22 protein-coding genes are annotated in these 25,166 nt (G+C 33.4%); 9 read left to right on the top strand and 13 right to left on the bottom strand.

Annotated features, from left to right (window positions below; genetic code table 11):
- Positions 1-38 precede the first annotated feature (38 nt).
- Positions 39-476, top strand: a complete 438-nt coding sequence (locus GBH57_RS12090; RefSeq protein ID WP_161596097.1) for a cytochrome c oxidase assembly factor Coa1 family protein — start codon at positions 39-41, stop codon at positions 474-476.
- Between the two features lie 3 nt (positions 477-479).
- Here GBH57_RS12090 and bioA read toward each other — a convergent pair whose 3' ends face one another.
- The 4 genes from bioA to GBH57_RS12070 form a co-directional block, all read right to left on the bottom strand.
- Positions 480-1,745: an adenosylmethionine--8-amino-7-oxononanoate transaminase gene (gene bioA, locus GBH57_RS12085; RefSeq protein WP_151674754.1), complete on the bottom strand. Its 1,266-nt coding sequence runs from the start codon at positions 1,743-1,745 to the stop codon at positions 480-482.
- A gap of 66 nt (positions 1,746-1,811) precedes the next feature.
- The gene (gene bioD, locus GBH57_RS12080; RefSeq protein ID WP_151674753.1) at positions 1,812-2,423 is read right to left on the bottom strand and encodes a dethiobiotin synthase; all 612 of its coding nucleotides are present in this window, start codon (positions 2,421-2,423) and stop codon (positions 1,812-1,814) included.
- Positions 2,423-2,833 carry a putative signal transducing protein gene (locus tag GBH57_RS12075; protein WP_151674752.1) on the bottom strand — a complete coding sequence of 137 codons (411 nt, stop codon included), beginning with the start codon at positions 2,831-2,833 and terminating at the stop codon, positions 2,423-2,425. The genes bioD and GBH57_RS12075 overlap by 1 nt, the downstream gene beginning before the upstream one ends.
- The gene (locus tag GBH57_RS12070; protein ID WP_235904714.1) at positions 2,830-3,939 is read right to left on the bottom strand and encodes an aminotransferase class I/II-fold pyridoxal phosphate-dependent enzyme; all 1,110 of its coding nucleotides are present in this window, start codon (positions 3,937-3,939) and stop codon (positions 2,830-2,832) included. The genes GBH57_RS12075 and GBH57_RS12070 overlap by 4 nt, the downstream gene beginning before the upstream one ends.
- Positions 3,940-4,079: 140 nt before the next feature.
- Here GBH57_RS12070 and GBH57_RS12065 point away from each other — a divergent pair, with 140 nt between their 5' ends.
- Together GBH57_RS12065 and GBH57_RS12060 are read left to right on the top strand one after the other, a co-directional pair.
- The gene (locus GBH57_RS12065) at positions 4,080-4,544 is read left to right on the top strand and encodes a DUF2975 domain-containing protein (RefSeq protein ID WP_151674750.1); all 465 of its coding nucleotides are present in this window, start codon (positions 4,080-4,082) and stop codon (positions 4,542-4,544) included.
- Positions 4,545-4,574: 30 nt separating this feature from the next.
- Entirely contained in the window at positions 4,575-4,754 is a 180-nt protein-coding gene (locus GBH57_RS12060; RefSeq protein ID WP_308640249.1) for a helix-turn-helix domain-containing protein, read from the top strand.
- 52 nt (positions 4,755-4,806) lie between these two features.
- Here GBH57_RS12060 and GBH57_RS12055 read toward each other — a convergent pair whose 3' ends face one another.
- The 7 genes from GBH57_RS12055 to GBH57_RS12025 form a co-directional block, all read right to left on the bottom strand.
- Positions 4,807-5,313, bottom strand: coding sequence for a hypothetical protein (locus tag GBH57_RS12055; protein ID WP_151674749.1), 507 nt, complete (start codon positions 5,311-5,313; stop codon positions 4,807-4,809).
- Between the two features lie 669 nt (positions 5,314-5,982).
- The gene (locus GBH57_RS12050) at positions 5,983-6,258 is read right to left on the bottom strand and encodes a F0F1 ATP synthase subunit delta/epsilon (protein WP_151674748.1); all 276 of its coding nucleotides are present in this window, start codon (positions 6,256-6,258) and stop codon (positions 5,983-5,985) included.
- Between the two features lie 72 nt (positions 6,259-6,330).
- Positions 6,331-7,836 (bottom strand): F0F1 ATP synthase subunit beta, encoded by a 1,506-nt coding sequence (gene atpD, locus GBH57_RS12045; RefSeq protein WP_151674747.1) that lies wholly within the window; start codon positions 7,834-7,836, stop codon positions 6,331-6,333.
- Between the two features lie 212 nt (positions 7,837-8,048).
- The gene (locus tag GBH57_RS12040) at positions 8,049-8,528 is read right to left on the bottom strand and encodes a DUF4442 domain-containing protein (RefSeq protein WP_235904713.1); all 480 of its coding nucleotides are present in this window, start codon (positions 8,526-8,528) and stop codon (positions 8,049-8,051) included.
- A gap of 169 nt (positions 8,529-8,697) precedes the next feature.
- A complete protein-coding gene (gene glmS / locus GBH57_RS12035) occupies positions 8,698-10,545 on the bottom strand; it encodes a glutamine--fructose-6-phosphate transaminase (isomerizing) (protein ID WP_151674745.1) in 1,848 nt (615 codons plus the stop codon).
- Between the two features lie 9 nt (positions 10,546-10,554).
- Entirely contained in the window at positions 10,555-12,135 is a 1,581-nt protein-coding gene (gene bamH / locus GBH57_RS12030) for a BamH family beta-barrel-assembly machinery protein (RefSeq protein WP_161596096.1), read from the bottom strand.
- A 69-nt stretch (positions 12,136-12,204) separates the two neighbouring features.
- Positions 12,205-13,029, bottom strand: a complete 825-nt coding sequence (locus tag GBH57_RS12025) for a glycogen/starch synthase (protein ID WP_151674743.1) — start codon at positions 13,027-13,029, stop codon at positions 12,205-12,207.
- A gap of 104 nt (positions 13,030-13,133) precedes the next feature.
- Here GBH57_RS12025 and panC point away from each other — a divergent pair, with 104 nt between their 5' ends.
- From panC to GBH57_RS12010, 3 genes are all read left to right on the top strand, one after another.
- Positions 13,134-13,976, top strand: coding sequence for a pantoate--beta-alanine ligase (gene panC / locus GBH57_RS12020; protein WP_151674742.1), 843 nt, complete (start codon positions 13,134-13,136; stop codon positions 13,974-13,976).
- 69 nt (positions 13,977-14,045) lie between these two features.
- Complete coding sequence (panD, locus tag GBH57_RS12015; RefSeq protein ID WP_151674741.1) at positions 14,046-14,393, top strand: aspartate 1-decarboxylase; 348 nt, start codon at positions 14,046-14,048, stop codon at positions 14,391-14,393.
- A gap of 1 nt (position 14,394) precedes the next feature.
- Entirely contained in the window at positions 14,395-15,363 is a 969-nt protein-coding gene (locus GBH57_RS12010; RefSeq protein WP_235904712.1) for a lysylphosphatidylglycerol synthase transmembrane domain-containing protein, read from the top strand.
- 88 nt (positions 15,364-15,451) lie between these two features.
- Here GBH57_RS12010 and GBH57_RS12005 read toward each other — a convergent pair whose 3' ends face one another.
- Positions 15,452-16,105, bottom strand: coding sequence for a response regulator transcription factor (locus GBH57_RS12005; RefSeq protein ID WP_151674740.1), 654 nt, complete (start codon positions 16,103-16,105; stop codon positions 15,452-15,454).
- A 391-nt stretch (positions 16,106-16,496) separates the two neighbouring features.
- Here GBH57_RS12005 and GBH57_RS12000 point away from each other — a divergent pair, with 391 nt between their 5' ends.
- A complete protein-coding gene (locus tag GBH57_RS12000; RefSeq protein ID WP_151674739.1) occupies positions 16,497-17,645 on the top strand; it encodes an alpha/beta hydrolase-fold protein in 1,149 nt (382 codons plus the stop codon).
- Between the two features lie 79 nt (positions 17,646-17,724).
- On the opposite strand, the gene GBH57_RS11995 is transcribed toward GBH57_RS12000, so the two are convergent.
- A complete protein-coding gene (locus tag GBH57_RS11995) occupies positions 17,725-22,185 on the bottom strand; it encodes a T9SS type A sorting domain-containing protein (RefSeq protein ID WP_151674738.1) in 4,461 nt (1,486 codons plus the stop codon).
- A 311-nt stretch (positions 22,186-22,496) separates the two neighbouring features.
- Between GBH57_RS11995 and radA the strand changes: the two genes are divergently transcribed.
- Positions 22,497-23,873 (top strand): DNA repair protein RadA, encoded by a 1,377-nt coding sequence (radA, locus tag GBH57_RS11990; protein WP_151674737.1) that lies wholly within the window; start codon positions 22,497-22,499, stop codon positions 23,871-23,873.
- Between the two features lie 170 nt (positions 23,874-24,043).
- Positions 24,044-25,166 (top strand): phage tail-like protein (locus tag GBH57_RS11985; RefSeq protein ID WP_507763218.1); only part of this gene is annotated, 1,123 nt, incomplete at its 3' end.

Raw genomic sequence — 25,166 nt, 5'->3', positions numbered from 1 at the left:
GGGATATCAAAATTGGATACTCAGAAAATTGTAGAATAATGAACGAAATTACAGAGGAAAAAAGTTGGTGGTCGAGAAACTGGAAATGGGCAGTTCCAACAGGTGGCTGTTTATTTATTATTATTGCCTTTGTAGTCTTTGCTGGTACAATGATGGTAGGTTTATCTTCATTATTTGAAAATAGTGCAGCTCACACAGAATCGTTAGAGCGTGCTGCTGCAAATAACGAAGTTGTTGCAATATTAGGCGAGCCTATTGAAACCAATGGAATGCCGCAAGGAAATGTGAATAATATTAACGGTCTTAAAACTGCTTTTTTAAACATCCCAATAAAAGGACCAAATGGAGAAGCTACAGTTAAAGTTGAAGGAGAAGGTAAAGGTGATAACTGGACATATCAAGTTATGACAGTTACCATAACTGAGAGCAATCTTGTTATTGACTTACTAGAAAATGATAAAATATTGCTTGATTAAACTTTAAAAAGTATTTAAAGCTTCTTCCAATATTACATAACATTTTTCTAAATCACTTTCCGTAATTACAAATGGCGGCAATAAATACAAGGTGTTTCCTAATGGTCTAATTAACAATCCTCTTTCTACGAAAAATTGGTATAGTTCATCTCTTAAACTTCCATAGCGATCCATTGGTATTGCTAAGTCTATTGCTAAAATAACTCCTTTAGAACGAACATTAGCCACTTTTGAGTGCTCTTTTATTTTTTCACTAAATGCGTTATGCGAGGTTGAAATCCATTCTCTTTTAGCAACAATAGTAGGCGAATTCAACAATTCCAACCCTGCAATTGCAGCAGCGCAGCCCAAAGGATGTGCGCTAAAAGTATGGGCATGGAAAAACCCTTTATGTACTTCCTCACTTAAAAATGCATTATAAATATGTTGTGTACAACTTGTAATACTTAACGGAAACATTCCTGCTGTTAATGCTTTACTCAAACACATAATATCTGGCTGTTGCGTTAATTGGTCACAGGCAAAGTTTGTTCCTGTTTTCCCAAAACCCGTCATAATTTCATCTGCAACACAGAGTACTTTATGTTTTTGACATTTCGCAATTAATGCATCAAGACCTTCGACGCTATGAAATTTCATTCCTGCTGCTCCTTGAATTAACGGTTCAAATAGAAAGGCAGCACAGTTGTTATTTTCTAGAATGTGGTTTAACGTCTGTACTATTTCGGCTAAATTATGCTCTGTAGGAACTGGAATTCGCTCTACTTTAAGTAAAAAATCTTCAAAAGGAGCATTATAACTAGCGATACCTGAAGCACTCATAGCGCCAAATGTATCCCCGTGAAATCCATTTTCAAAAGCAATTAAAGTATCTCTATTTTCGCCATTATTAAAATGAAATTGTAATGCCATTTTTATCGCCGCTTCAACAGCCGTGGAACCATTATCATTAAAAAATATTTTGGCCTGATTAGAAGGTAAAATTTTCATCAATTTCTCTGACAATTCGATGGCTGGTTTGTGAGTGAGACCACTGAACATTACAAAATCTAATTCTTGCATTTGCTTAGTCATTGCAGCAGTAATTTCTTCATTACAATGCCCATACATAGAGGTGTACCACGACGAAATTCCGTCAATATATTGCTTTCCGTTTTCGTCCCAAAGTAGTGCACCTTTCGCCTTTACAATAGGTAATGGTGCTATGGCAGTTTTATGTTGCGTAAGTGGGTGCCAAAGATATATACTATCACGTTGCGTTAAATTCATCTTACAAAGTTATGTGGTTTTGACTAGAGACTTTTGTGTATTATTAAGGTTTCTTTGCGCTAAAAATTATAATTTATTTTTTAAAATTTCAGCATATTCATTCACTACATTTGTATCAAAATATGGTTCTTCATCAATGCGTCCTAAAATAGGAACTCCAGTCATTTTTGAAATAATAGCTTCGGTTGTTGGGTGCTTTTCACCACTAAATAGAATTCCATGGATGTTGAAATTTCTAGTATTTAATGCTTCTACAGTTAATAAGGTATGATTAATACTTCCTAAATAATGTCGCGAAACAATAATTATTTTATCGCTTGGTTGTATTAAATCTGCTATCGTTTCAGTTTCGTTTAAAGGCACTAATAGTCCTCCAGCCCCTTCAATTACTAAGTTATTTTTAGTCACAGGCCTCTTTATTTTTTTAGCAGAAATTTTAACTCCGTCAATAGCTGCTGCTGCGTGTGGACTCATAGGCGTTACCAGATCAAAAGCCGAAGGATGAAAAACCGTTGTTGAATTAGATACTAATTGCTTTACTTTATGCGTGTCACTACTTTCAAGTTCACCAGCTTGGATTGGTTTCCAATAGTCTGCTTGTAATGATTCAGTTATGATTGCCGAAGCAATTGTTTTCCCAACCTCTGTTGAAATTCCAGTTATAAAAAAAGTATTCATTAGTTGCTAAATTTTGATTTACAAATTTCACACTTGTATTCGTATTTTGTGTGAAAAGGTAGTCCCCCAAATAAGAATCCAAATATAAAAGCCATTAAAGATTTTACATCTTCAATATGAGTAAAATAGTTGATTTTAGTACTCTCGCAGTTGGGACAAATAATTTTTTCTCCCTCATTTGTTAGCGAATATGCACTTATCGAATCTAAGACTTCTCTTGCTTTTTCAACATCCTCAGTTAGCACTTTCAATTTTATACCACCTATCGCATTACTAACTAAAGGGTCAGTATCTATAGTTAATTCATCACTTAAAAAAGTTTGAATACCATCAGCTTCAAGGCGACCTCTAATTATTTTTGCTTCAGAAGAATATGAAAATACTGCTACAGTTGTGAATTTTTGATTCATTTTACAAAGGTAGCTATAGTACTGATAAGTGTTTTTATTTGCTCGCTAGTGTTGAAGCTATGAATACAAATACGCAGTCGCTCTTGTCCTCTCGGAACAGTAGGAGAAAGAATAGGCTTTACATCAAAATCCTCTTCTTTTAAAGCTTCGGAAATTTTCTTGACTTGTGTATTGCCAGGAATAACACAACTATGAATTGCTGAATCACTCAAGATAAAATGTTGTTCTAAGTCTTTAGACATTACTTCCTTTAGTAATATTGCAATATTGCTTTTTAAATTTATTCTAGAACGGTTGATAATACGTAACTCTTCATGTGCAGATTGTATTGTTGCAATGGAATGAGGCGGTAAGGCTGTAGTATAAATAAAACTTCGGGAGAAATTTACTAGATAATTTTTTAAACCTGCACTACATAAAATAGCTGCTCCGTGACAACCTAATGCCTTACCAAAAGTAATGATCCTAGCAAAAACCTCATTTTCTAAGCCTAGTCCTTTAACAAGTCCTTCACCTTTATCTCCAAATATTCCAACTGCATGTGCTTCATCAATGATTAAATGAGCATTGTAATTTTTACAAAGTGAAACCAAGCTTATTAAGTCTGGTTGATCTCCATCCATAGAGAAAACAGATTCAGTGACTATGTACTGTTCTTCATTTTCTTTTCTAGTTTCAGCCCGAAAGGATAATTGCTTTTCTAAGTGTATTAGATTATTATGATTAAACTTAAATGCTTTAGCATCACTCATTTTAATTCCATCACGTATAGAAGCATGGCAAAGTTCATCATATAAAATAACATCTCCTCTTTGCGGTACGCTGCTAAAAAAACCTACGTTAGCATCATATCCACTATTAAATAGTAGTGCGTGTTCACTGTTATAAAATTTCGATAGTAATTGTTCGGTTTCTGTGTAAATAGAATGATTGCCCGATAAAAGCCTAGAACCTGTTGCTCCATTTACTTCTAGATTGTGACGCTTTAAAATTTTAGAAGTGTTTTGAAAAATCGATTTATTAAAGCTAAAACCCAAATAATCATTGCTAGAAAAGTCTATAAGTAAATTAGGCGTACCTAGTTTTCGCAAGGAATTTTCATCCATACGTTTTTGCAATTTAGTGTTAAGTTTTCTAGGTAACACAGCTCAAAGATAGCCCGAAGTATGAAAGGTAAAAAATGAACTTTAAATAATTATTCATTTATTTATTATTAAAAAATCTCATTGATATATTATTTATATTAATGATTCCTGGGCTAGCTGGGTTTTTAATCATTTTACCATTTGGCATTTTTAATACTTCGATTGGAAATGTATCACTAAACGGTTATGAAGACGTCTCTAGTTTATCAATGTTATATTGGTTAGCTGTAACAATTAGCATAATAAGCTACATATTAATGTTAGTAGCTCTTTATTATTTAAAAAGAACCGAAAGATACTTCCTTGATAATAATCTGCTTAAAAAACAAGTAATTAAGAATTTAGACAACAGTGGGTTGTATTTAGTTATTTCAGCAATAGCAGTTACTGTTTCCTATTTATTAACTTGGATTGCAGATTTTAATGGAACCACAATTTCTGTTCAATACGGTAACAATATTTTTGTGCCACTTTTTATTATTATAGTTGGACTGTTTTTTAAACTTATTTCAAATACGTTAAAAAATGTACGATTAATGAAAGCTGAACATGATTTAACAATTTGAGATGGCGATAGAAATTCATTTAGACGGTATATTACAAGAAAGAAGAAGCGAGGTAAGGAATTAGCCGAACGCATAGGAATAACACAAGCAAACCTCTCTATATTACGATCTGGCAAAGCTAAGGCAATGCGTTTTACAACACTCGAAGCTATTTGTGAGGTATTAGATTGCCCGCCGGGAGAAATTTTAAAATTTAAAAAAAACTCTTAATTCAAACTTCAATAAAAACATTATTACTATTTTCTAATTTAATCATAAGATTTTAATCAATTTCAAGCCAGTCGCCATTACCAGGATTGGTAGCATTCCAGCAATCTATAGATAATTTTTTAGCAATTGCTTTAGCAGCAAGTATGCCATCATCAGCATTTTTAAAACCTACTATTTCATAACCATCATTAACAGTTATAAATATCTTTATGATATATATTTTTGGTGCTACTTTATAAACTGAAACATATTTCAAATCTGGCAATGGTTCCCAAAAACCAAATTTCAAAAAACCCAATTGAACCTCTTCTCTAAAACGATGTTTTTTAAAATGAAATACAAAGTTGCGGGATCGGGCTGCTTGAAATCCGTACATTAATAAAAAGAATGATCCATAAAAATACAAGGCGTTAATCCATCCTTCCTCTAAATATTCACGCACCATTGCATATACACAAAATACAAAACCTGTTAATAATACTGCAGCAATAATCCTCCTAAACAAAGGCACCGGACCTTGAGAAATCACAACATATCTATCGTCTACTAATAAGGACATTTTAATTAAAACTAATTGAATATTAATATTTCTGAATTATAAATTATCTATCTAATTCTATTAGATTTTCCTTGATCAACCAATCTGCACTATTTGGATTTGATGCATCCGAAATATCCAAGTGAAGTTTTTCGGCAATATGTCGTGCATTTGTCAAGGCAATAGGTAGCTCTTCATAATATGAAATTGTAAACTGTTTATTTTTACCGTGCCATAAATTGATTTCATAAATTAAATCATTTTTACCAAAAACTGCAATATATTTTAAGTCCTCGAAGGGAAACTCCTTTGGAAATTTTATGAATCCAAATGTATAGATTTTCTTATAGGTCTTCTTTTCAAAATCAAATTGATAATCTATAACTTGAGGGTATCGAATCCCTAATATAAGACCAAATGTTATTATATATGCCAGACCACCGTATTCTCTTCTATGACTAACAATGCTATTATCAAAACATACTAGATATAAAATAAAAAAGCTAGCAGTAAAAAAAAATGCAGCAAGTATTATGTGCCACAGAGACCTTTTTCATTAGAAATGTAACTATTTTTTAAATCCACAAAGCAGGTATAAATAAAATGTCTATGATGTACTACACAAATATAAAAAGCCCAAAATCTAATAAATAGATTTTGGGCTTAGGAATTTTGTAATGATTAGAAAAATTAGTCAGCTAATACAATTACTTTATTGTTATTCATTTCGATAGTACCACCGCTAATTTTCATTAACCATTCACCATCTTGTTGAGTAAATTTATTTTCGAAACCAGCTGCAATAGTTGGGTTACCTTTAAACTTAACCATTCCTTCCATTAATAAAGATACGATAGCTGCGTGATTATTCAATAATTGAAATGATCCGTCCATTCCTGGAACCGTTACACTTTCTACCTCACCGCTTACTATGGATGCTTCTGGAGTTACTATTTCTAAATACATATTTTTTATAGTATTGAGCAATTAGTAATGTGTAGTGAGTAAAACTCAATACGCACTACTGATTACTATATTTTAAGCTTCTGCGTTCATTTTCTCTCCAGCTTCAATCGCTTCTTCGATAGAACCTTTAAGGTTAAATGCTGCTTCAGGAAGGTGGTCTAATTCACCATCCATAATCATGTTAAATCCTTTAATAGTTTCTTTAATATCTACAAGAACTCCTGGTATACCAGTAAACTGCTCCGCTACGTGGAAAGGTTGAGATAAGAAACGTTGTACACGACGTGCACGGTTTACAGCAAGTTTATCTTCTTCAGATAGTTCTTCCATACCAAGAATTGCAATAATATCTTGTAATTCTTTATAGCGTTGTAAAAGTTCTTTTACATTTTGTGCACAAGCATAGTGCTCTTTACCTAAAATAGCTTCAGTTAATATACGAGAAGTTGAATCTAGTGGATCTACCGCTGGGTAAATACCTAGCTCAGCAATCTTTCTAGATAATACTGTAGTTGCATCAAGGTGAGCAAATGTTGTTGCTGGTGCTGGATCCGTTAAATCATCTGCAGGTACGTAAACCGCTTGTACAGATGTAATAGAACCTTTTTTAGTTGAAGTAATACGTTCCTGCATTGCTCCCATCTCAGTTGCAAGTGTAGGTTGGTAACCTACGGCAGAAGGCATACGACCTAATAAGGCAGATACCTCAGAACCTGCTTGAGTAAAACGGAAAATGTTATCAACGAAGAAAAGTACATCTTTTCCTTGACCATCCCCAGCTCCATCACGGAAATACTCAGCAATTGTTAATCCTGATAATGCAACACGAGCACGTGCTCCAGGTGGCTCATTCATTTGTCCAAAAACAAATGTTGCTTTAGATTCTCTCATCTTCATCTTGTCTACTTTAGACAAGTCCCATCCTCCTTCTTCCATTGAGTGCATAAAGTCATCACCATACTTGATAATTCCTGACTCTAACATCTCTCTCAAAAGGTCATTTCCTTCACGTGTTCTTTCACCTACTCCTGCGAATACTGAAAGTCCACCGTGACCTTTTGCAATATTGTTAATCAACTCCTGAATCAATACTGTTTTACCTACTCCGGCACCACCAAAAAGACCAATTTTACCACCTTTTGCATAAGGCTCAATTAAGTCAATTACTTTAATACCTGTAAAAAGTACTTCACTTGAAGTTGAAAGATCTTCAAATTTAGGTGCATCCCTGTGTATTGGCAAACCGTTAGCCCCTTCTTTAGGGAGCGCAGCCATACCATCAATAGGATCACCAATTACGTTAAAAAGACGACCATAGATATCATCACCTATTGGCATTTGTATTGCCGCACCTGTTGAAACAGCATCTACTCCACGGCTTAAACCATCCGTTGAATCCATTGAAATGGTACGAACTGTATTTTCACCTACGTGAGACTGTACTTCAAGAATTAACTTGTTTCCATGGTTATTAACTTCTAGACTATCGTAAATCTTTGGAAGCTCGGCTCCATTAGCAAATTCAACATCTACTACTGGTCCAATAATCTGTGCAACTTTTCCTGTAACTTGTGACATTATCAACTGTTTCTGTTTTAGTTATCTACGGGTACATGAAGCACCCTCTTTTTTAACGCTGCAAAGATAGTTTTTTCTTCGGAAATATGACAACTCAAAAAACGTCTTTTTTAAATGATTTTTTTCTTCCGAAATTTTAAAGACTGAAAAAGAGCTGCAATTGATTGAAACTGCTCATAATTATATTATTACTCTCTAATTATAAGTAACGATTATTTTTTCGTTCTTCGTTTAGTTTTATAAAATTCCTTATCTGCTATATAAATTGTCTTTGAAACTTCACAAAAAACAACATCTCCATTCTTATTTGTTAGCTGTGTAAGTTTTTGGATTTCGATTTCTTGTTCATTTTCGACACGGTTTTTAATGTTTAATATTTCCGAAGGTGTGCAGTTAAAATTGGCATAAAGATTTTCTCTTCCTGGACGTTTAAATTTAATCTCAGCAGCCTTGTCCCAAACAACATAATCATTGCCAAGAATATTCAACACTTGTATCATTGGTATAGGGTCTACCGCACTAAACATACTCCCCCCAAATATTGATCCCACATAGTTCCTGTTTTTGTAATTGATAGGTAGCCTTATCTTAATATGCATTAAATCATCAGTAACTTCTGTAATACGAGCTGTACTGCGACGATACATAGGCGAAAGATTAAAACCATATTTAAACAATGTTGCTTGACTCATGAACTTAGAGCCTACTTCAGAGAGTTTTTGATAAAAAGACATATTATATATTTAATAAGTAATTTGAAATTTTTATGGATACATAGAATAGTTGTCGCAAATAAGACAAAACAAAATCAGCCCCCTCCATTAAAGGAAAGAGCTGATAATAATATAATAATTATAAATCTTATTCTACCGTAACAGATTTAGCTAAGTTACGTGGTTGATCTACGTTTTTATTAAGCATTACCGCTATATGATAAGATAGTAATTGCAATGGAATTGTAGTAACTAAAGGAGTTAATGACTCAGGAGTTTTAGGAACTTCCATAACATAATCTGCAAGTTCTCTTACAACTGTATCACCTTCTGTAACCACCGCTATAATTTTTCCTTTTCTTGCTTTAATCTCTTCAATATTACTTACAACTTTACCATAATGATTACTATTAATAGCAATAACTACAACTGGCATATGCTCATCAATTAAAGCAATAGGACCGTGTTTCATTTCGGCAGCTGGATATCCTTCAGCATGGATATATGATATCTCTTTTAATTTCAACGCTCCTTCAAGTGCGACTGGGAAATTATACCCTCTACCTAAATACAAGAAATTTGTAGCATTTTTAAATACTGCTGCAATTTCTTCTATCTTGTCATTGCTTTTCAATGCTGCCGCAACGTGAGTAGGAATCATATCTAGTTCACGAAGGTGCATCATATAATCTGACTTAGAAATAGTACCTTTTACTTGCGCCAATTTCAAAGCAATCATTGTCAACACAGTAATTTGTGTTGTAAATGCTTTAGTAGATGCAACACCTATTTCTGGTCCTGCGTGTGTGTATGTTCCACTATGTGTTTCTCTTGAAATTGTTGAACCTACAACGTTACAAATACCATAAACGAATGCTCCTTTTTCTTTGGCCAATTTAATAGCTGCAAGCGTATCAGCAGTTTCACCACTTTGAGAAATAGCAATAACTACATCATTTTCAGTAATAATAGGGTTACGATATCTAAACTCACTTGCATACTCAACCTCAACTGGAATTCTCGCTAAGTCTTCAAAAATATATTCAGCAACAAGTCCTGCGTGCCATGAAGTACCACAAGCAACAATAATAATTCTATCTGCATTAATAAACTTAGGAATATATTCTTCTAAACCTCCAAGTTTAATAATACCTTTATCTGCTAACAAACGACCTCTATATGTGTCTTTAATCACAGAAGGCTGTTCGTAAATTTCTTTTAACATGAAGTGGTCATACCCACCTTTTTCGATTTGCTCAATATTCAACTTAAGCTCTTGTACAAAAGGTTTTACTAACTTATCACTTTTAATTTGTCTAATTTTAATGTCACGACCACGACGAATAATTGCCATTTCTTCATCTTCAAGATAAATAGCATTGTTTGTAAACTCGATAAAAGGTGAAGCATCACTAGCGATAAAAAACTCATCATCACCAACACCTATTGCAAGTGGGCTACCCAATTTTGCAACTACAATTTCGTCTGGTTTATTTTTATCAAACACAGCAATAGCATAAGCTCCTACTACTTCATTTAAAGCAATTTGAACTGCCTTACCAAGTTTTACATCTTGTTTTTTCTTTACTTCTTCAATAAGATTCACAAGAACTTCAGTATCAGTATCAGACTTAAAAGTATAACCTCTATTAATTAGTTCTGTTTTAATTGAAGAGTAATTCTCAATAATCCCATTATGGATTATCACTAAATTACCACTATTTGAATAGTGAGGATGTGAATTTACATCATTAGGCACACCGTGAGTTGCCCATCTTGTATGACCTATTCCTAATGATCCTTTTTTAGAAATTTCAGAATCAGCACGCTTCTCTAAATCTGCTACTTTACCTTTGGTTTTGCTTAACTGAATATTTTTTCCGTCATAAAGTGCAATTCCAGCACTATCATAACCTCTATACTCTAATCTTCTTAATCCATTTATAACAATAGGATAAGCTTCTCTATGACCTATATAACCAACAATTCCACACATACTTTTATTTTAGTTTGGTTCTGTATAATAAATTTGAAGTTTCAATTTTCGTTCTGTATTTGTTGAGTTATTCCCAAACAATACAGTACCCTCGTGGGCAACTACACTACTAGAAGGCACCTGTTCTACTCCAGGTGCTTGTGTTGTTTCTAAATCTTGATAACCTCCAGCTCCTACATTCTGAGAAACTACAAGACCTAAAGCCACATTTGTAGAATCCTTATGAATAAGATCGCTTAAATAATTTGTAATTCTAATTTTATAAAAATCACCTTTACCGTCACTATCTCTTTGTAAACGACCTAAGTGAGTTGTATAAGCATCAATAGCTTCATCTCCAGAAGTTGTATCCTCTGTATAATCTATTAAAGCAGTTCCATTTTCAATATCATAAATAACTATTCTTTCTGGCTCTTGAGAACCACCTGAAACTTGACCTTTATCTACATAGAAAATTAAGTTAGCTTCATTAATTAGCCACTCGTCTTGTCTCATTTGATCTAACTCATCTGCAACACCATTTCCATCAGCATCATCTCCAAAAAGTTCTAACAATGTAATAACCCCATCTCCACCATGAACATACAAATGCTCTTCACCATTCACCACATCAGGATTTTCTAAATCTGCAGCTATTGAAGGTGTAAGATCATTATCAAATACATTTACATTTATCGCATCAAAACCTAAAGTCAAAACAGTTGCCGTACGAGGTATATCGTCGCTAGGAATATTTGAATCAGTTTGAAAAGTATAATGTATATCTATTCTCGCATCAGAAAGATCAAACTTTATTAAATTATCTCCACTACCATTTACTTTAAAATATAATCCTCTTAAATACTCTCTAAAATTATTATTATTTAATAAATCTGGAGTATCTTCTCTACTAAAAATCTTTTCTTCCCAATAGGCTGTTGGCAATGTGTCTCTTAATCCTGGAGGTAATTCCGTAACTACGGGCTCAGTTTCACCACCATCGTCATCTTCATCTGGAAACTCAACTGTTTCAATTGCGTCACTTGAAGGAACAAAATTCGTAATTGTATGAATCAACTCACCTTGAAATGAATTAAAAAGTGGACCCTGATTAGTATAGTATTTTTGAGTTTCTTCAAACCCCGAACTTGGATCAAAATCTCTTAGAAAATATCCAGATTCGAAAATTTCAATATTTATTGGGCTATTCCCATATACTGAGTCTAACTCATAAGTACCAACTCCTTCATCATCAGTAGTAAGCTCACTAAAATAAGGAATATATAACACAACACTATCAAGTTCTGGGTAGAAATTGAAGTTAGGATTGGTATTATTAAGCGTTAATTGACTTAATAAATTTACTGTAGATCTACCATAAGCAGGATCTGTATAGCTTCCTAATTGATAAATAGGAAGCTCATTAGACTGTGTTGGAACAAGTTTACGACTGTAAGACAGTACCGTTTTAGTATCATCTAAAATAGCATCCACATTTTGATCTCCAATAATTTGAGAACCAATAGTACCTAAATCTTCTTCACAAGATGCCATAAGAACTATGGCACTAAAAATTGCCATAAGTTTTGGCAACGCATTTTTTATTTTCATCTTCATTTTTTTTTAAAGGAAGCCGAAATTTTATTCCGGCAAAATCCTTAACGCCAAATAAAATGGCGGTTATTCTTCGCTTTCTTCGGATAAAACTTTAGACTTGTAAAATTCAATATATTCTCTTTCTACGTCTTCTTTGTGCTGAAATGGCAAAACAGGCTTATCTATTCCTCCAATGTAAGAAACTAGTTCTTCTGAAATATCTTCAGAACCCATAATCAACGCATCTGAATTATCAATTGCAATTTTCATCACATTTTCAAATGTAGGCGTATCTAAATGAGCAATAGCTTCATCATCAATAGCATCAAACCTAATTTTGTCTCCTACTTCTTCATTTAAAGTACCTGTAAAACCTTGGTTATAAACAGAAGTAACAATCTTACTATTTTCAAACAACGGCTCATTTCCGTAGTAATTACGTAGATACAATGGTAAAAAAGAAGCCAACCATCCGTGAACATGGATAATATCAGGCGACCAATTTAATTTTTTCACTGTTTCAATAACTCCTTTTGCAAAGAAAATAGCTCTTTCATCATTATCTGAAAAATAGTTTCCATCCTCATCAGCATAAGTTGCCTTACGTTTAAAATAATCTTCATTATCAATAAAGTAAACTTGCATACGCTCTTTAGGTATAGAAGCTACTTTAATAATTAAAGGCATGTCTAAATCATTAATCACTAAATTCATCCCCGAAAGGCGAATTACTTCATGTAATTGATGACGGCGCTCATTAATGTTACCATAACGAGGCATAAATATTCTAATCTGCCCATTGTTGTTATTAACCATTCTAGGTGCCTCAAACGACATGGAAGAAATCTCGGTCTCTGGCAGGTAAGGAATTACTTCAGATGACACATACAAGATTCTTTTATCTTTCATAAATTTAGTGCTTTATTAGCTAGGTTATTAAAAGTTGCAAAATTACGAAAATTTATGCAGATTGCTTACTATAAGTTAATTTAGCTATCAATTACAATACCATTATGAACGTTTATACCACCAATGAAAAATTATCACAGGCTCTTAGCGCTTTCAGAAGCACAAAAACCATTGGGTTTGTCCCTACTATGGGAGCATTACACCAAGGGCATCTGTCTCTTGTAAGCCAAGCCCTACAAGACAATGACTGTGTGGTTGTAAGCATTTTTGTAAATCCAACTCAGTTTGACAATGAAGGAGATCTAAAAAAATACCCTCGCACACTGGATAAAGACGTCACACTTTTAGAAACGTTGCAAGGAAATATAATTGTGTATGCTCCAGATGCTTTAGCCTTTTACGAAGGCAATATAAAATCTCGCACCTTCAATTTTGGAGCAATTGCAAATGAAATGGAAGGAAAACACAGAAAAGGTCACTTTGATGGTGTGGGGACAGTTGTGTCTAGATTATTAAAAATAGTAGCGCCACATAAAGCATATTTTGGGCAGAAAGATTTTCAACAGTTACAAATTGTAAAAAAACTTGTTGAGATTGAAAATATTTCAACAACTATTGTAGGTTGTGAAATTGTACGCGAACCTAATGGAGTAGCAATGAGCTCTAGAAACAAAAGACTTTCTACTACAGAATTTGAAGAGGCAATATTAATTAGCGCTACATTAAAAGAAGTGGCTTCAAAATTTAATTCACTATCACTCCCAGCACTAACAAAGTTAGCTGAAAAAAAATTTAAGGAAAGTAATTTAAAATTAGAGTATTTTGAAATTGCGAACGAGCGCACTTTAAAAACAGCATTAAGAAAACACAAATCGACTAAATATAGAGCTTTTGTAGCGGCGTTTTGTGGCGAAGTTAGACTTATAGATAATATGAGAATAAATTAATTTAAGTATTTATTAATTTGATAAATATCATTTTATAATTGTTTTCCTAATAATAAGTATCTTTGCACTATGTTAATACACGTTGTAAAATCAAAGATCCACAGAGTAAAAGTTACTGGTGCTGATCTAAACTATATAGGAAGTATCACAATTGATGAAGATTTGCTTGACGCAGCAAATATTGTTGAAGGTGAAAAAGTTCAAATTGTTAATAACAACAATGGCGAACGATTAGAAACTTATGCTATTCCTGGACCACGCGGAAGTGGAGAAATAACTCTTAATGGTGCAGCTGCTAGAAAAGTAGCTCCTGGAGATATTTTAATACTTATCACCTATGGTTTAATGACTAGAGAAGATGCAAAAAACTTTAAGCCTTCTTTAGTATTTCCTAACACAGACAACTTACTCGTTTAGTTTGAATAAAATTATATCTAAGTTTCTCCAAATAGGAATTCCGTTAGGTTTTGGAATTTTCCTCATTTGGTTTACATATAATAAATTCACTCCTGAACAATTTGTTGAACTTAAGGCATATTTTAGTAATGCTAATTATGGCATTGTTGTTTTATCTGTGCTATTAAGTGTTTTAAGCCATTTTTTAAGAGCTTACCGCTGGAATTTTATGCTACAGCCTTTAGGTTATAAACCTAAATTGGCTAATAATTTTATGGCAATTTCAATTGCCTACCTAATGAACATATTTATACCAAAAAGCGGAGAGGTATCTAGAGGCTTAATAATGGATAAGTATGAAAAAATTCCTTTTGAAAAAGGATTTGGCTCAATTATAAGTGAACGAATTGTAGATCTTATTTTTTTAATGATTTTTACGTTCACCGCACTCTTCCTTAAGTTTGACGTGCTTTACGAATACATAGCATCCAGCATTCCAAAAAAGCTCATGTATGCAGCTGGAATTGGTTTTATTGTTTTTTCTATTGCGCTAATATTTCTTCTGAAATTTAAAACATTTACAATTCCTGCTAAAATCAAAAATTTTATTGATGGCTTAAAAGATGGAGTATTAAGCATTGTTAAAATGAAAAAAAAGAAAGCTTTTATACTTCATTCTCTTTTTATTTGGGGTTTATATGTTGCATCATTTTACACTGCAACACATGCTTTAATTGAAACCTCTAGCATCCCTTTAAGCACTATTATTATAGCATTCGTTGTTGGTAGTTTCACCTTTGCCTTTACAAATAGTGGTTTTGGAACATATCCTGCTGCCATAGCTGGCATACTGGTGTTATTTGCGGTCCCGTTTACAGTAGGTACAGCTTTTGGGTGGATAGTTTGGATATCAAACATCACTTCAATTGTTGTTATAGGAGTAATATCATTAATAACATTACCCCTATACAACAAAAATAAATTAGCTTAAATTACTTTTACTAAATAAGAAATCACTAGCAAACCGCTTACTACGATTGCACAGTATAAAAGCACTTTTCTTAAAACTCCATCTGTTTTCATGCCAAACTTTGTAAGGCGAATGACTGTATTAATTCTCTATGTTCTTCAGCCCAATTAGGCAATGTTTTAACTTTAGAATTAATTTTTAATTTCTTGATGATATTACTCCTATGCTTTTCAATTGTTCTAATTGAAATATCTAATTTATTAGAAATTTTTGAAGATTTCTGATAGATTGATACAAGTGTTAAAACCTTTATCTCTGTAGCAGACAAAGAAGAAATAAGCTTTAGCGATTCATCTTTAGGATTGGTAGATTTAATGCCTTTACTCACAAAGATTTCGCCCTGTAACACCGTATTTAAGCAGTCTAAAAGATCCTCTAAAACCTCACCAGCATAGATACAACCAGCAATATTCATCTTACTGGCAATTAAAAATTGTTTGTATTCTGTTTTAGGAAAAATTATTACAAATCGAATATCAATCTCTTTTGCTCTAGCTTCGTTGATAATCTCGAAGACAGATATATCACTAAATTGAGATTGAATAATTGCGATTTCAGGTTGCTCTCTTAAAATATACCTCAGGGCTTTGACTCCACTGGTAAATTGCTTTGCGATTTTGTACTCTCTTCTCAGCACTTCAGAGACAATTCCTTCTAGGAATTGCCTATTACTATGTGCAATAATTATATGATTATTGTCCATGGAAAATGTAATTAAAATAATAATAGTTAGTTAGTTACTACTAAAAATACATCATTATAAGATGTCATAAAAATTATTGAGACGAACTACATTAATATTGGTATCAAATACACAAAAAAAGCCCATAACCTACTTATTATCAATATAAAAAAATATTTTTTCTTACATATTTCAGAATATTAAACATAAAATCATTAACAAGGTTAAATTTCTATATTCCTGAATAAAAGATAATTAACAAACTACATTTCTCAACAGACAATCCACAACCAAAAGAAAGAAAAACTAAATATTTATCGCTTTTTTACAATTGAAACTAATCTTTCAATATTTGATATAATGTGACATTTACAAAAATCACTATCTTTCCATTCTTAAAATTTCCGAAACAATGAAAAAACTGATCTTGCTTTTTACTTTTTGCTTAACAGCTATGACTGCTAGTGCGCAAATTGTATATGAAGAATTTACTTCTAACAAACTTGAAGAAACCAGAAGGCTTAAAATTCAACTACCTAGAAATTATGAGGAAAATACTGACAAAGTATATCCCGTGGTACTTGTACTTGATGCCGACTACCTTTTTGAACCTGTTGCAGGTAATGTAGATTACTTTAGCTACTGGGAAGATATGCCAGAGTCAATTGTGGTTGGAATTATGCAAGGTGATAAACGCTATGATGATTGTAATTATGATGATGACAATTCATTACCTTCAGATAAAGGAGCTGACTTTTTCGAATTCATTGGTCTTGAGTTAATGCCATATATTGATAATAATTATAGAACTGCAAAGTTTGTAATTGGTGTTGGGCACGATTTTACAGCTAATTTTTTAAACTACTATCTTTTTAAAGACCCTCCATTAATGAATGGTTATATTTCACTAAGTCCAGATTTAGCCCCTGATACCGCAAATAGATTAGCGAGTAGATTACCTGGTGTGCAATCTAAGATTTTTTACTACTTAGCTACTGGCTCTGACGACATCAAAGGGTTAATGGAAGGAACTGTTCAATTAGACGCAGCCCTAAAAGGTGTTAAGAGTGATAATTTTGAATATTATTTTGACAATTTTGAAGGTGCTACACACTATTCTCTAGTTGGACGTGGAATTCCAAATGCTCTAGAAAAAATCTTTGCTGTGTACAGACCTATTAGCAAACAAGAATTTAAGGATGTCGTTATGAAACTTGACACTCCTATTAGCCAATATTTAATTGATAAATATAAAACAATTGAAGACCTATTTGGACTAACTAACCCAATTAGGGTAAATGACTTTATCGCAACGGCAACTGCCTGCGAGAAGCGTAAAAAATGGGAGAGCTTAGAAACAATTGCTCAAATGGCAATAAAAGCATATCCAGACACCGTTTTAGGGTCTTATTATTTAGGTCGTTTTTACGAAGAAACTGGAGAGCCTAAAAAAGCAATGCGAACGTATCAAGCAGCTTTCGATAAAGAAGAAGCAGATTTTATTACTGTAGACATGATGCTTGAAAGGGCTGATAAAATAAAAGATGAATTTGGTTATTAAATAACAATCATATTTCTGAAAAGAATAAAGCCACGATACACATCGTGGCTTTTAAAATTTAATATAGTTAGTCCATTAGTTATTCCTTTATAATTTTAATCAATTTACTGTGCTGCTTAGAAGTCAGTGTCACAAAATACACGCCTGAACTTTCTTGTTTTAAATCGAGTGAATACGGATTATTTTTTATGTTTTCATCATTAAAAATTTGCCTTCCTAATATATCTGTCACTATAACAGCATCTAAAGTTTCTTGAGTATTAATATTAAAAACTCCATCACTTGGATTTGGCGATATGGTTGTGTTGCTGAAATTTTCAGAAGAAATACCTAGCACATTATTTTTAAAGTGAAGTACAAAAGCATTTTTAAATTGTCCTTTTTCCGAAAGAAACTCATAAGCATTTTCTGAAATATTAATTCTTTCACCAGTTGCAACTATTTCTAAAATTACTGTGGTATCAAAAAGTTGAGAACCTTCTATTTCGTCAACGTTTATACGATACATTGTTGGTGTATCAATCATAGTAGAATACCCAATTGGAATAGATATATTTTCATTAAACGCCTCACGACTTTGTATTCCTAGCTCCACATCACTCCCTTCTATCTCAGAAAAGATTGAAAGAATACTTGCTAATCTATTACTGTCAAAACCAGCATCTAAACCTTGGCTAGTTTGGTTTGAAAAGCCAAGCAACGTGCTCCCTTTTCTATTAAATTCGTGAGCAGTGATTGATAGCCAAAGTTTTTCTGTATCATTTTGACTTGTTCTTAAAGTTGTATTTCCTGATAATCTTCGCATTTCATTAGAAAAAATAGCCACTCCAGCCACGTTTGCTTTTACACCAAAACCTTGACCTGTGGAAATTATTCCGTTAGGTTTTGTATCATCTATTGATGGGTCACTAGCAGCTTTTACTCCTCCCATTAAATTATACATAGAAATATCTTCCATACTAAAATTAGCAGTATTATATCCCGGAAAGTCTCCGGAAGGCTCAGTGATATGTTCCCAGAAATATACTTCGCCAACCGAAATATTTGTGTTGATAAAATCGTCTGCTAATATTGCAGATGGATATGGATTTGCCAAAATATTTGGACTACTATTTTTATCTGTATTGAATAGCAATGGCATTGAAATAGTACCATTATTAAATATTCCGTCATTAAAAATAAGGCTAAAGCTCCCTCCAGTTAATAAATCTGGTTGTGGCTGTACAAAATATCCTTGTCCAGCATTAAGCAGTCCTGTTTGCATTGTCCAATCATCACCATTATCATCAGCAAAATTTTCAGCAAAAGGAAACTCCGTTGCTACGTCTACATTTGGAACAAAAAGAGTTGTATTGTGTTGACGAATTTGATGAGCTTCAGCAAAAACACTATTAGTCATTTCATTTGTCATTGGGCTACCAAGCAACATAAAATCTCGTGGAGCAAGTAAAGGAGTTGTTATATTTACATTAATAGTTCCATTATTTATGGTTGTAGCTAATGGATCTAACTGAACTACATTTGCCGTATGCGCGATCTCTAAAGTTCCATTTACAAGGATATCTCCTGTAACTTCTAAAAAAGTATCTGGAGCAATAGCAAGTGTATGTCCAGTATCTACTGAAACACTACACGCTTCTAAACTACCATATGGCTCTAATGTTGCAGGATTAATTGTTGTTGAGGTATTATAACTTTCTCTAATAATGGCATTCATTGAATTATCTGGAATACCGTTATTCCATTCCCCTGCTATAAACTCAGTTGTACCAATACAAGTTGATAATGGGCTTGGAACTACCGCAACATCGAAAGTAAATTGAGCTGCATTTATATCTCTAACTGAAGCTCTCATTTTGAGTTGAGTTCCTGCTGAGACATTAAATAATGATCCATCGTTAAAGAAACACGTTAGTTCATTCCCGCTACATTCATCAAAGAAAGCTATGTACATATTATTATTTACATTATTTAACTGAATTTCCCCATCAACAGGCATTGTCACATCATACCAAACATCAAGATATAAACGCGTTTCATTGTTTTCACAACTTATCTCACTATCATTTGAAGCACCCCGAAAATCTGTACTTACCGAAACAGGATTCAAGGTACTTAGGTTTAAAACCGAAGCATCTGCACATTCATCATTCTCAGCTTTTTCAAAAGCTTGTAATTTAAAATCGGAATTACTGTTTAAACTTACATCTCTATCAGAATATCGAAGTAGATAAGTAGTTCCTTGATTTAAATCATAAAGAAGTCCACTTCCAAATTCACACCCTACATCTACATTTTCACCACAAGCATTATAAAGCGTAATTGCCTCAGTGTTACTATTGGTGTTTGTTATTTGTACATTTCCGTTTACGGGCATTACAAACTCATACCAAACATCAACATACGTATGCAATGCATTTGCTTCACAAGGGTTTGCTAAATTTGGATCTATAGAAGGCGTTGCTCCTCGTAAATCAGTTTCAACTGATAATTGTTCCGTGGTTGTTATTACAAGAGTTTCTCTATTTTCACAGTCATCATTAGAAAGTGCTTCAATGGCCTGTACTCTAAAATCTGAGTTTCCATTTACATTGATATCCCTGTCTGAGTATCGCATAATGTAATTTGAACCCACTGATAAATTGTAAAAAACGCCACTTCCAAATTCACAATGCAACTCTACAACATCACCACACATACTAAACAAAGTAAGTGCTTCAGAATTTGAATCAGTATTTGTTATTACTAAATTTCCATTTACGGGCATTTCAAATTCGTACCAAGCATCAACATAGGTATGCAATACATTTGCTTCGCAAGGATTTGCTAGATTTAGATCTGTGGATGCTGTTGCACCTCTAAGTTCTGAAACAACTGTTAGTTCTGTTTCGGTTGGTATTTCTAATGTTATTCTATCTTCACATTCATCATTTGGCAGCGTTTCGAATGCTTGTAATCTAAAATCCGAATTACTATTTAAGTGTACATCTCTATCTGCATAACGTACTATATACGTTGTATTTCCAGTTAGGTTATAAATTATTCCACTTCCAAACTCACATCCTAAATCTACAAGATCACCACACATATCATACAATACAATAGCTTCGCTGGGACCGTCACTATTTGTAATTGCTAAATTTCCATTTACAGGCATTGTAAACTCGTACCAAACATCAACATATATATGCGCTGGATTTTCACCACACGGATTTGGCAAATTAGGACCTGCAGATTCGGTTGCTGCTCTCAAATCAGTTATTACAGTTAGTTCTTCTGTAGTAGTAACATTTAACGGAGTTCTAAACTCACACTCATCATTAACTATTACCTCTAGAGCAGTCATTGTAAATGTTCGTGTGGTCGCTTGAGATTCTGCAATCGAATTCCTAAGTAGATATGTTTCTCCTACAGTTAAATTTTCAAAAATTCCATTATTAGAAAAACAATCAATTTCAGTAGATGTATCGCAAGCACTGTACAAGGCCATTCTATCAAAAACAAAAAGACCACTCACACTAATATTCCCTTGAACTGGCATCGTAAACTCATACCATTGATCAACATTTATAGTATTTTGATCACAAGTATTAGAAATAGTACTTGGCGTAGCATTACGTTGTTTCAGGACAAAAGATGCTGAGGGATTTCCATCTACATCTGGCGAAAAAACAACCTCTTCAGCAGTAACACAATCATCGTTTAAAATTGCACTATACACTTCCATTGTAAATGTAGCAGTACTTGCCTGACTCTCTGCCATAGAGTGTCTAAGAATATACTCTGTCCCGCTTATTAAATTATAAAGCAACCCATTATTTGTCCTACATCCTACTTCAGTTGCCTCATCACAACCTGTATATAATGTCAATTTATCAAATACAAACAAACCTGAAAATCGCACGTTACCCTCTAAAGGCATTACAAACTTATAGAACACATCTAGATTGGTTGTATTATCATCACAAGTTCCATTTATCCCACTATCTGATGCGTTTGGTATCACACTTGTTTTAGTAACCTCAGGATTTCCATCTCCATTAGTTACAAAGATCATTTCATCTGCCATATTCATAAAACAGGTATCATTTGTTGGTGTTTCTAATAACTCTAAAGAAAATGTAACTGGATCTGTGGAGTTTGTATTTGAGTGCCTTAATTTATAGGTGGTGTTAGCTATTAAACCCAACAATAATCCTTTGTTTCTTCTACAAATTACTTCAGTTGCAATATCACAATCGGTATAAACAGTTAAATAATCAAATACAAAAAGGTCTCCTGAAAACTGTACATTCCCGTCAAATGGCATCGTAAATTCATAAAATACGTCGTTAAATAATCCATTTCCACTACAAGAATCTGTTATTGAACTTGCTGTTGACATATCAAAAATTGAAGTGACCGTAGTTTCAGGGTTTCCTTCACTATTTACTAAAAAGTTGAGCGTTTCGGCGGAGCTACAATTATCATTTGCAGGCGCTTGACCAAACATTGACATTAATGGAAATAATATTCCAAGGAAGAGTAATGTGTTTTTCATACTGAATACTATTAGGGGGGAGGATTCCTAAAAATATAGCTATTAACTGTTAAATTGACTAAATTTTTAGTGAGTAAACGTTTTTTTTAGTGAATGAATTTTTAAAAACAAACTCACCAAAAATTACATTTAAACATACACTATCAATGAGTAAGCAAAACTAAAACTTGTATATGTACGTAAACTAGATTTAAATAACTTCGGAAATTTTAATCATTTAAGTCCTTAGTTTTATTAAACTGAGTTAGACTTTCAATAGATAATAAAAATTATAAATTCAGTTTTGAAAATCTTACTTTTACATTCTATCTATGGCTAAAACTAAAACAACTTTTTTCTGTCAAAACTGTGGTGCTTCATTTGCAAAATGGCAAGGACAGTGCACATCGTGCAAAGAATGGAATACAATTGCTGAAGAGGTAATTCAAAAAGCCGAAAAAATTTCTTGGGAGGTTGGCGAATCAAAAATGGCTACTACAAATAGAAGCCGAACTGCTAAACCTCTTAAAGTTTCAGAAATTAGCACTTCTGCAGAAACAAGAATGGACACCCAAAATGGCGAACTTAACCGAGTTCTTGGTGGTGGATTAGTACCCGGAAGTTTAACACTTTTAGGTGGTGAACCTGGTATTGGAAAAAGTACATTAATGCTTCAAATTGCATTGCAACTTCCTTATAAAACACTTTATGTTTCAGGTGAAGAAAGTGCAAGCCAGATTAAAATGCGTGCAGAACGCATTCATCCAGAATCGGAAAACTGTTACATTTTAACTGAAACAAAAACACAAAATATCTTCCGTAACATTGCCGAAATGGAACCTGATATTGTTGTTATAGATTCCATACAAACATTACATACAGATTATATTGAGAGTAGTCCTGGTAGTATTTCTCAAATTAGAGAAACCACAACCGAACTCATCAAGTTTGCAAAAGAAACTGCTACGCCTGTTATATTAATTGGGCATATTACAAAAGATGGAAATATTGCAGGACCTAAAATTTTAGAACATATGGTAGATACCGTTCTTCAATTTGAAGGAGATCGCAACCATATTTACAGAATTTTACGCGCTAATAAAAACCGTTTTGGAAGTACAAACGAACTAGGAATATACGAGATGCAAGGTAGCGGACTTCGTGAAGTTTCAAATCCTTCGGAAATATTAATATCTAAAAATGAAGAAGAATTAAGTGGTACTGCAATTTCTGCAACCTTAGAGGGAATGCGTCCATTGATGATTGAAATTCAAGCTTTAGTATCAACTGCAGTTTACGGAACACCACAACGAAGTGCCACTGGATATAATGCCAAAAGGTTAAATATGATTCTTGCGGTTTTAGAAAAACGTGCAGGTTTCAAATTGGGTGCTAAAGATGTTTTTTTAAATGTAACTGGTGGAATTTCTGTAGATGATCCTGCGATTGATCTCGCTGTAGTTGCAGCTGTTTTATCGAGTAATGTAGATATCGCAATTGACAAAAGAATGTGCTTTGCTGCCGAAATAGGACTTGCTGGAGAAGTACGTCCAGTAACTCGAGTGGACCAAAGAATTTTAGAAGCCGAGAAACTAGGTTTTGAAACAATAATCATCTCAAAATATTGCAAACTTCCTAAAGAAACATACGGAATTCAGATAGTAAAAGTGGCCAAAGTACACGATGTGGTTAAGCATTTGTTCGCCTAAACTGTCCTATCACCCTCATTTTTAACAAAAACTACATATTTTAATTTTTCACAACTATTATTTTGTCGTAAATAAAAGTTGTTGGTCGAAAAGTAAATTGTTAGGGTCCTACAATTCCTACAATACTGATTACCAATCTATAAATTTGCAATTCCTATAAAGGTTTTGCTATGAAAAAAATTATACTTCTTCTGATTGTTTGTATGTCTTTGACTATGAATGCTCAGGTTAAAATTGGAAATAACCCGAACACAATTGACTCAAATTCAATCTTAGAACTTGAGAGTAATGAAAAGGTTTTAGTTGTTTCGAGAATATCAAACTCTCAAATGATTTCAATTACTCCATTAAACGGAGCGATTGTATATAATACTGATGAGCAGTGTTTATTTCAATTTAATAACAACTCTTGGACTAGCCTATGTGTTGATGTAATGGATAATGAAACTATTACAACACTTATTGATAATAATGACGGTTCATTCACATATACAAATGAAGAAGGAACTTTAACGATTATCCAAAAAGCTTCTTTAATCGATAACGGTGACGGAACGTTTACTTTCGACAATGGTGATGGAACACCAATAACTTTTAACGGTTCAAACTCTGAAACACTTACTTCACTTGTTTACAATGGAGACGGTACTATTACTTATACAGATGAAGACGGAGTAGATTCTATTATTGACCTAGCAACAATAATTGGAGATTTCGAAACCGTAACTGTAGCAAATTACGATCCAGTAACTGGAATTTTCACCTATACCAATGAAGACGGAACAATATTTTCTCTAGATTTAGCCGACTTAATTTCTACACTAGAAACAGTAACAACAATCGTAGACAATGGTGACGGAACAATTACCTATACGGATGAAGACGGAGTAGAAACTGTTATCGACATCGCAACGATGGTTGGTGATTATGAAACATTGACGTTTCTAAACTACGACACTACAACATCTGATTTAACTTACATAGATGAGAATGGAACACCTAGCGTATATAATTTAGGAGCTATTATAGCTTCTCTAGAAACAGTAACTACCCTTGTTGACAATGGTGATGGAACAATTACCTATACGGATGAAGAAGGTGTAGAGACCATCATCAACATCGCTAGAATGGTTGATGAATTTGAAACGCTAACATTTTTTAGCTACGACGCTGCAACTTCTGAACTTACATATACTGACGAAAACGGAACTCCTAACATATATAATCTGGGTGATCTTGTGGCAGCTCTTGAAACTACAACAACTATCGTTGACAATGGTGATGGAACAATTA

The organism is Patiriisocius marinus (assembly GCF_008974325.1).
GTDB lineage: Bacteria > Bacteroidota > Bacteroidia > Flavobacteriales > Flavobacteriaceae > Patiriisocius > Patiriisocius marinus.
This window is presented reverse-complemented; position numbering and strand designations above follow the sequence as displayed.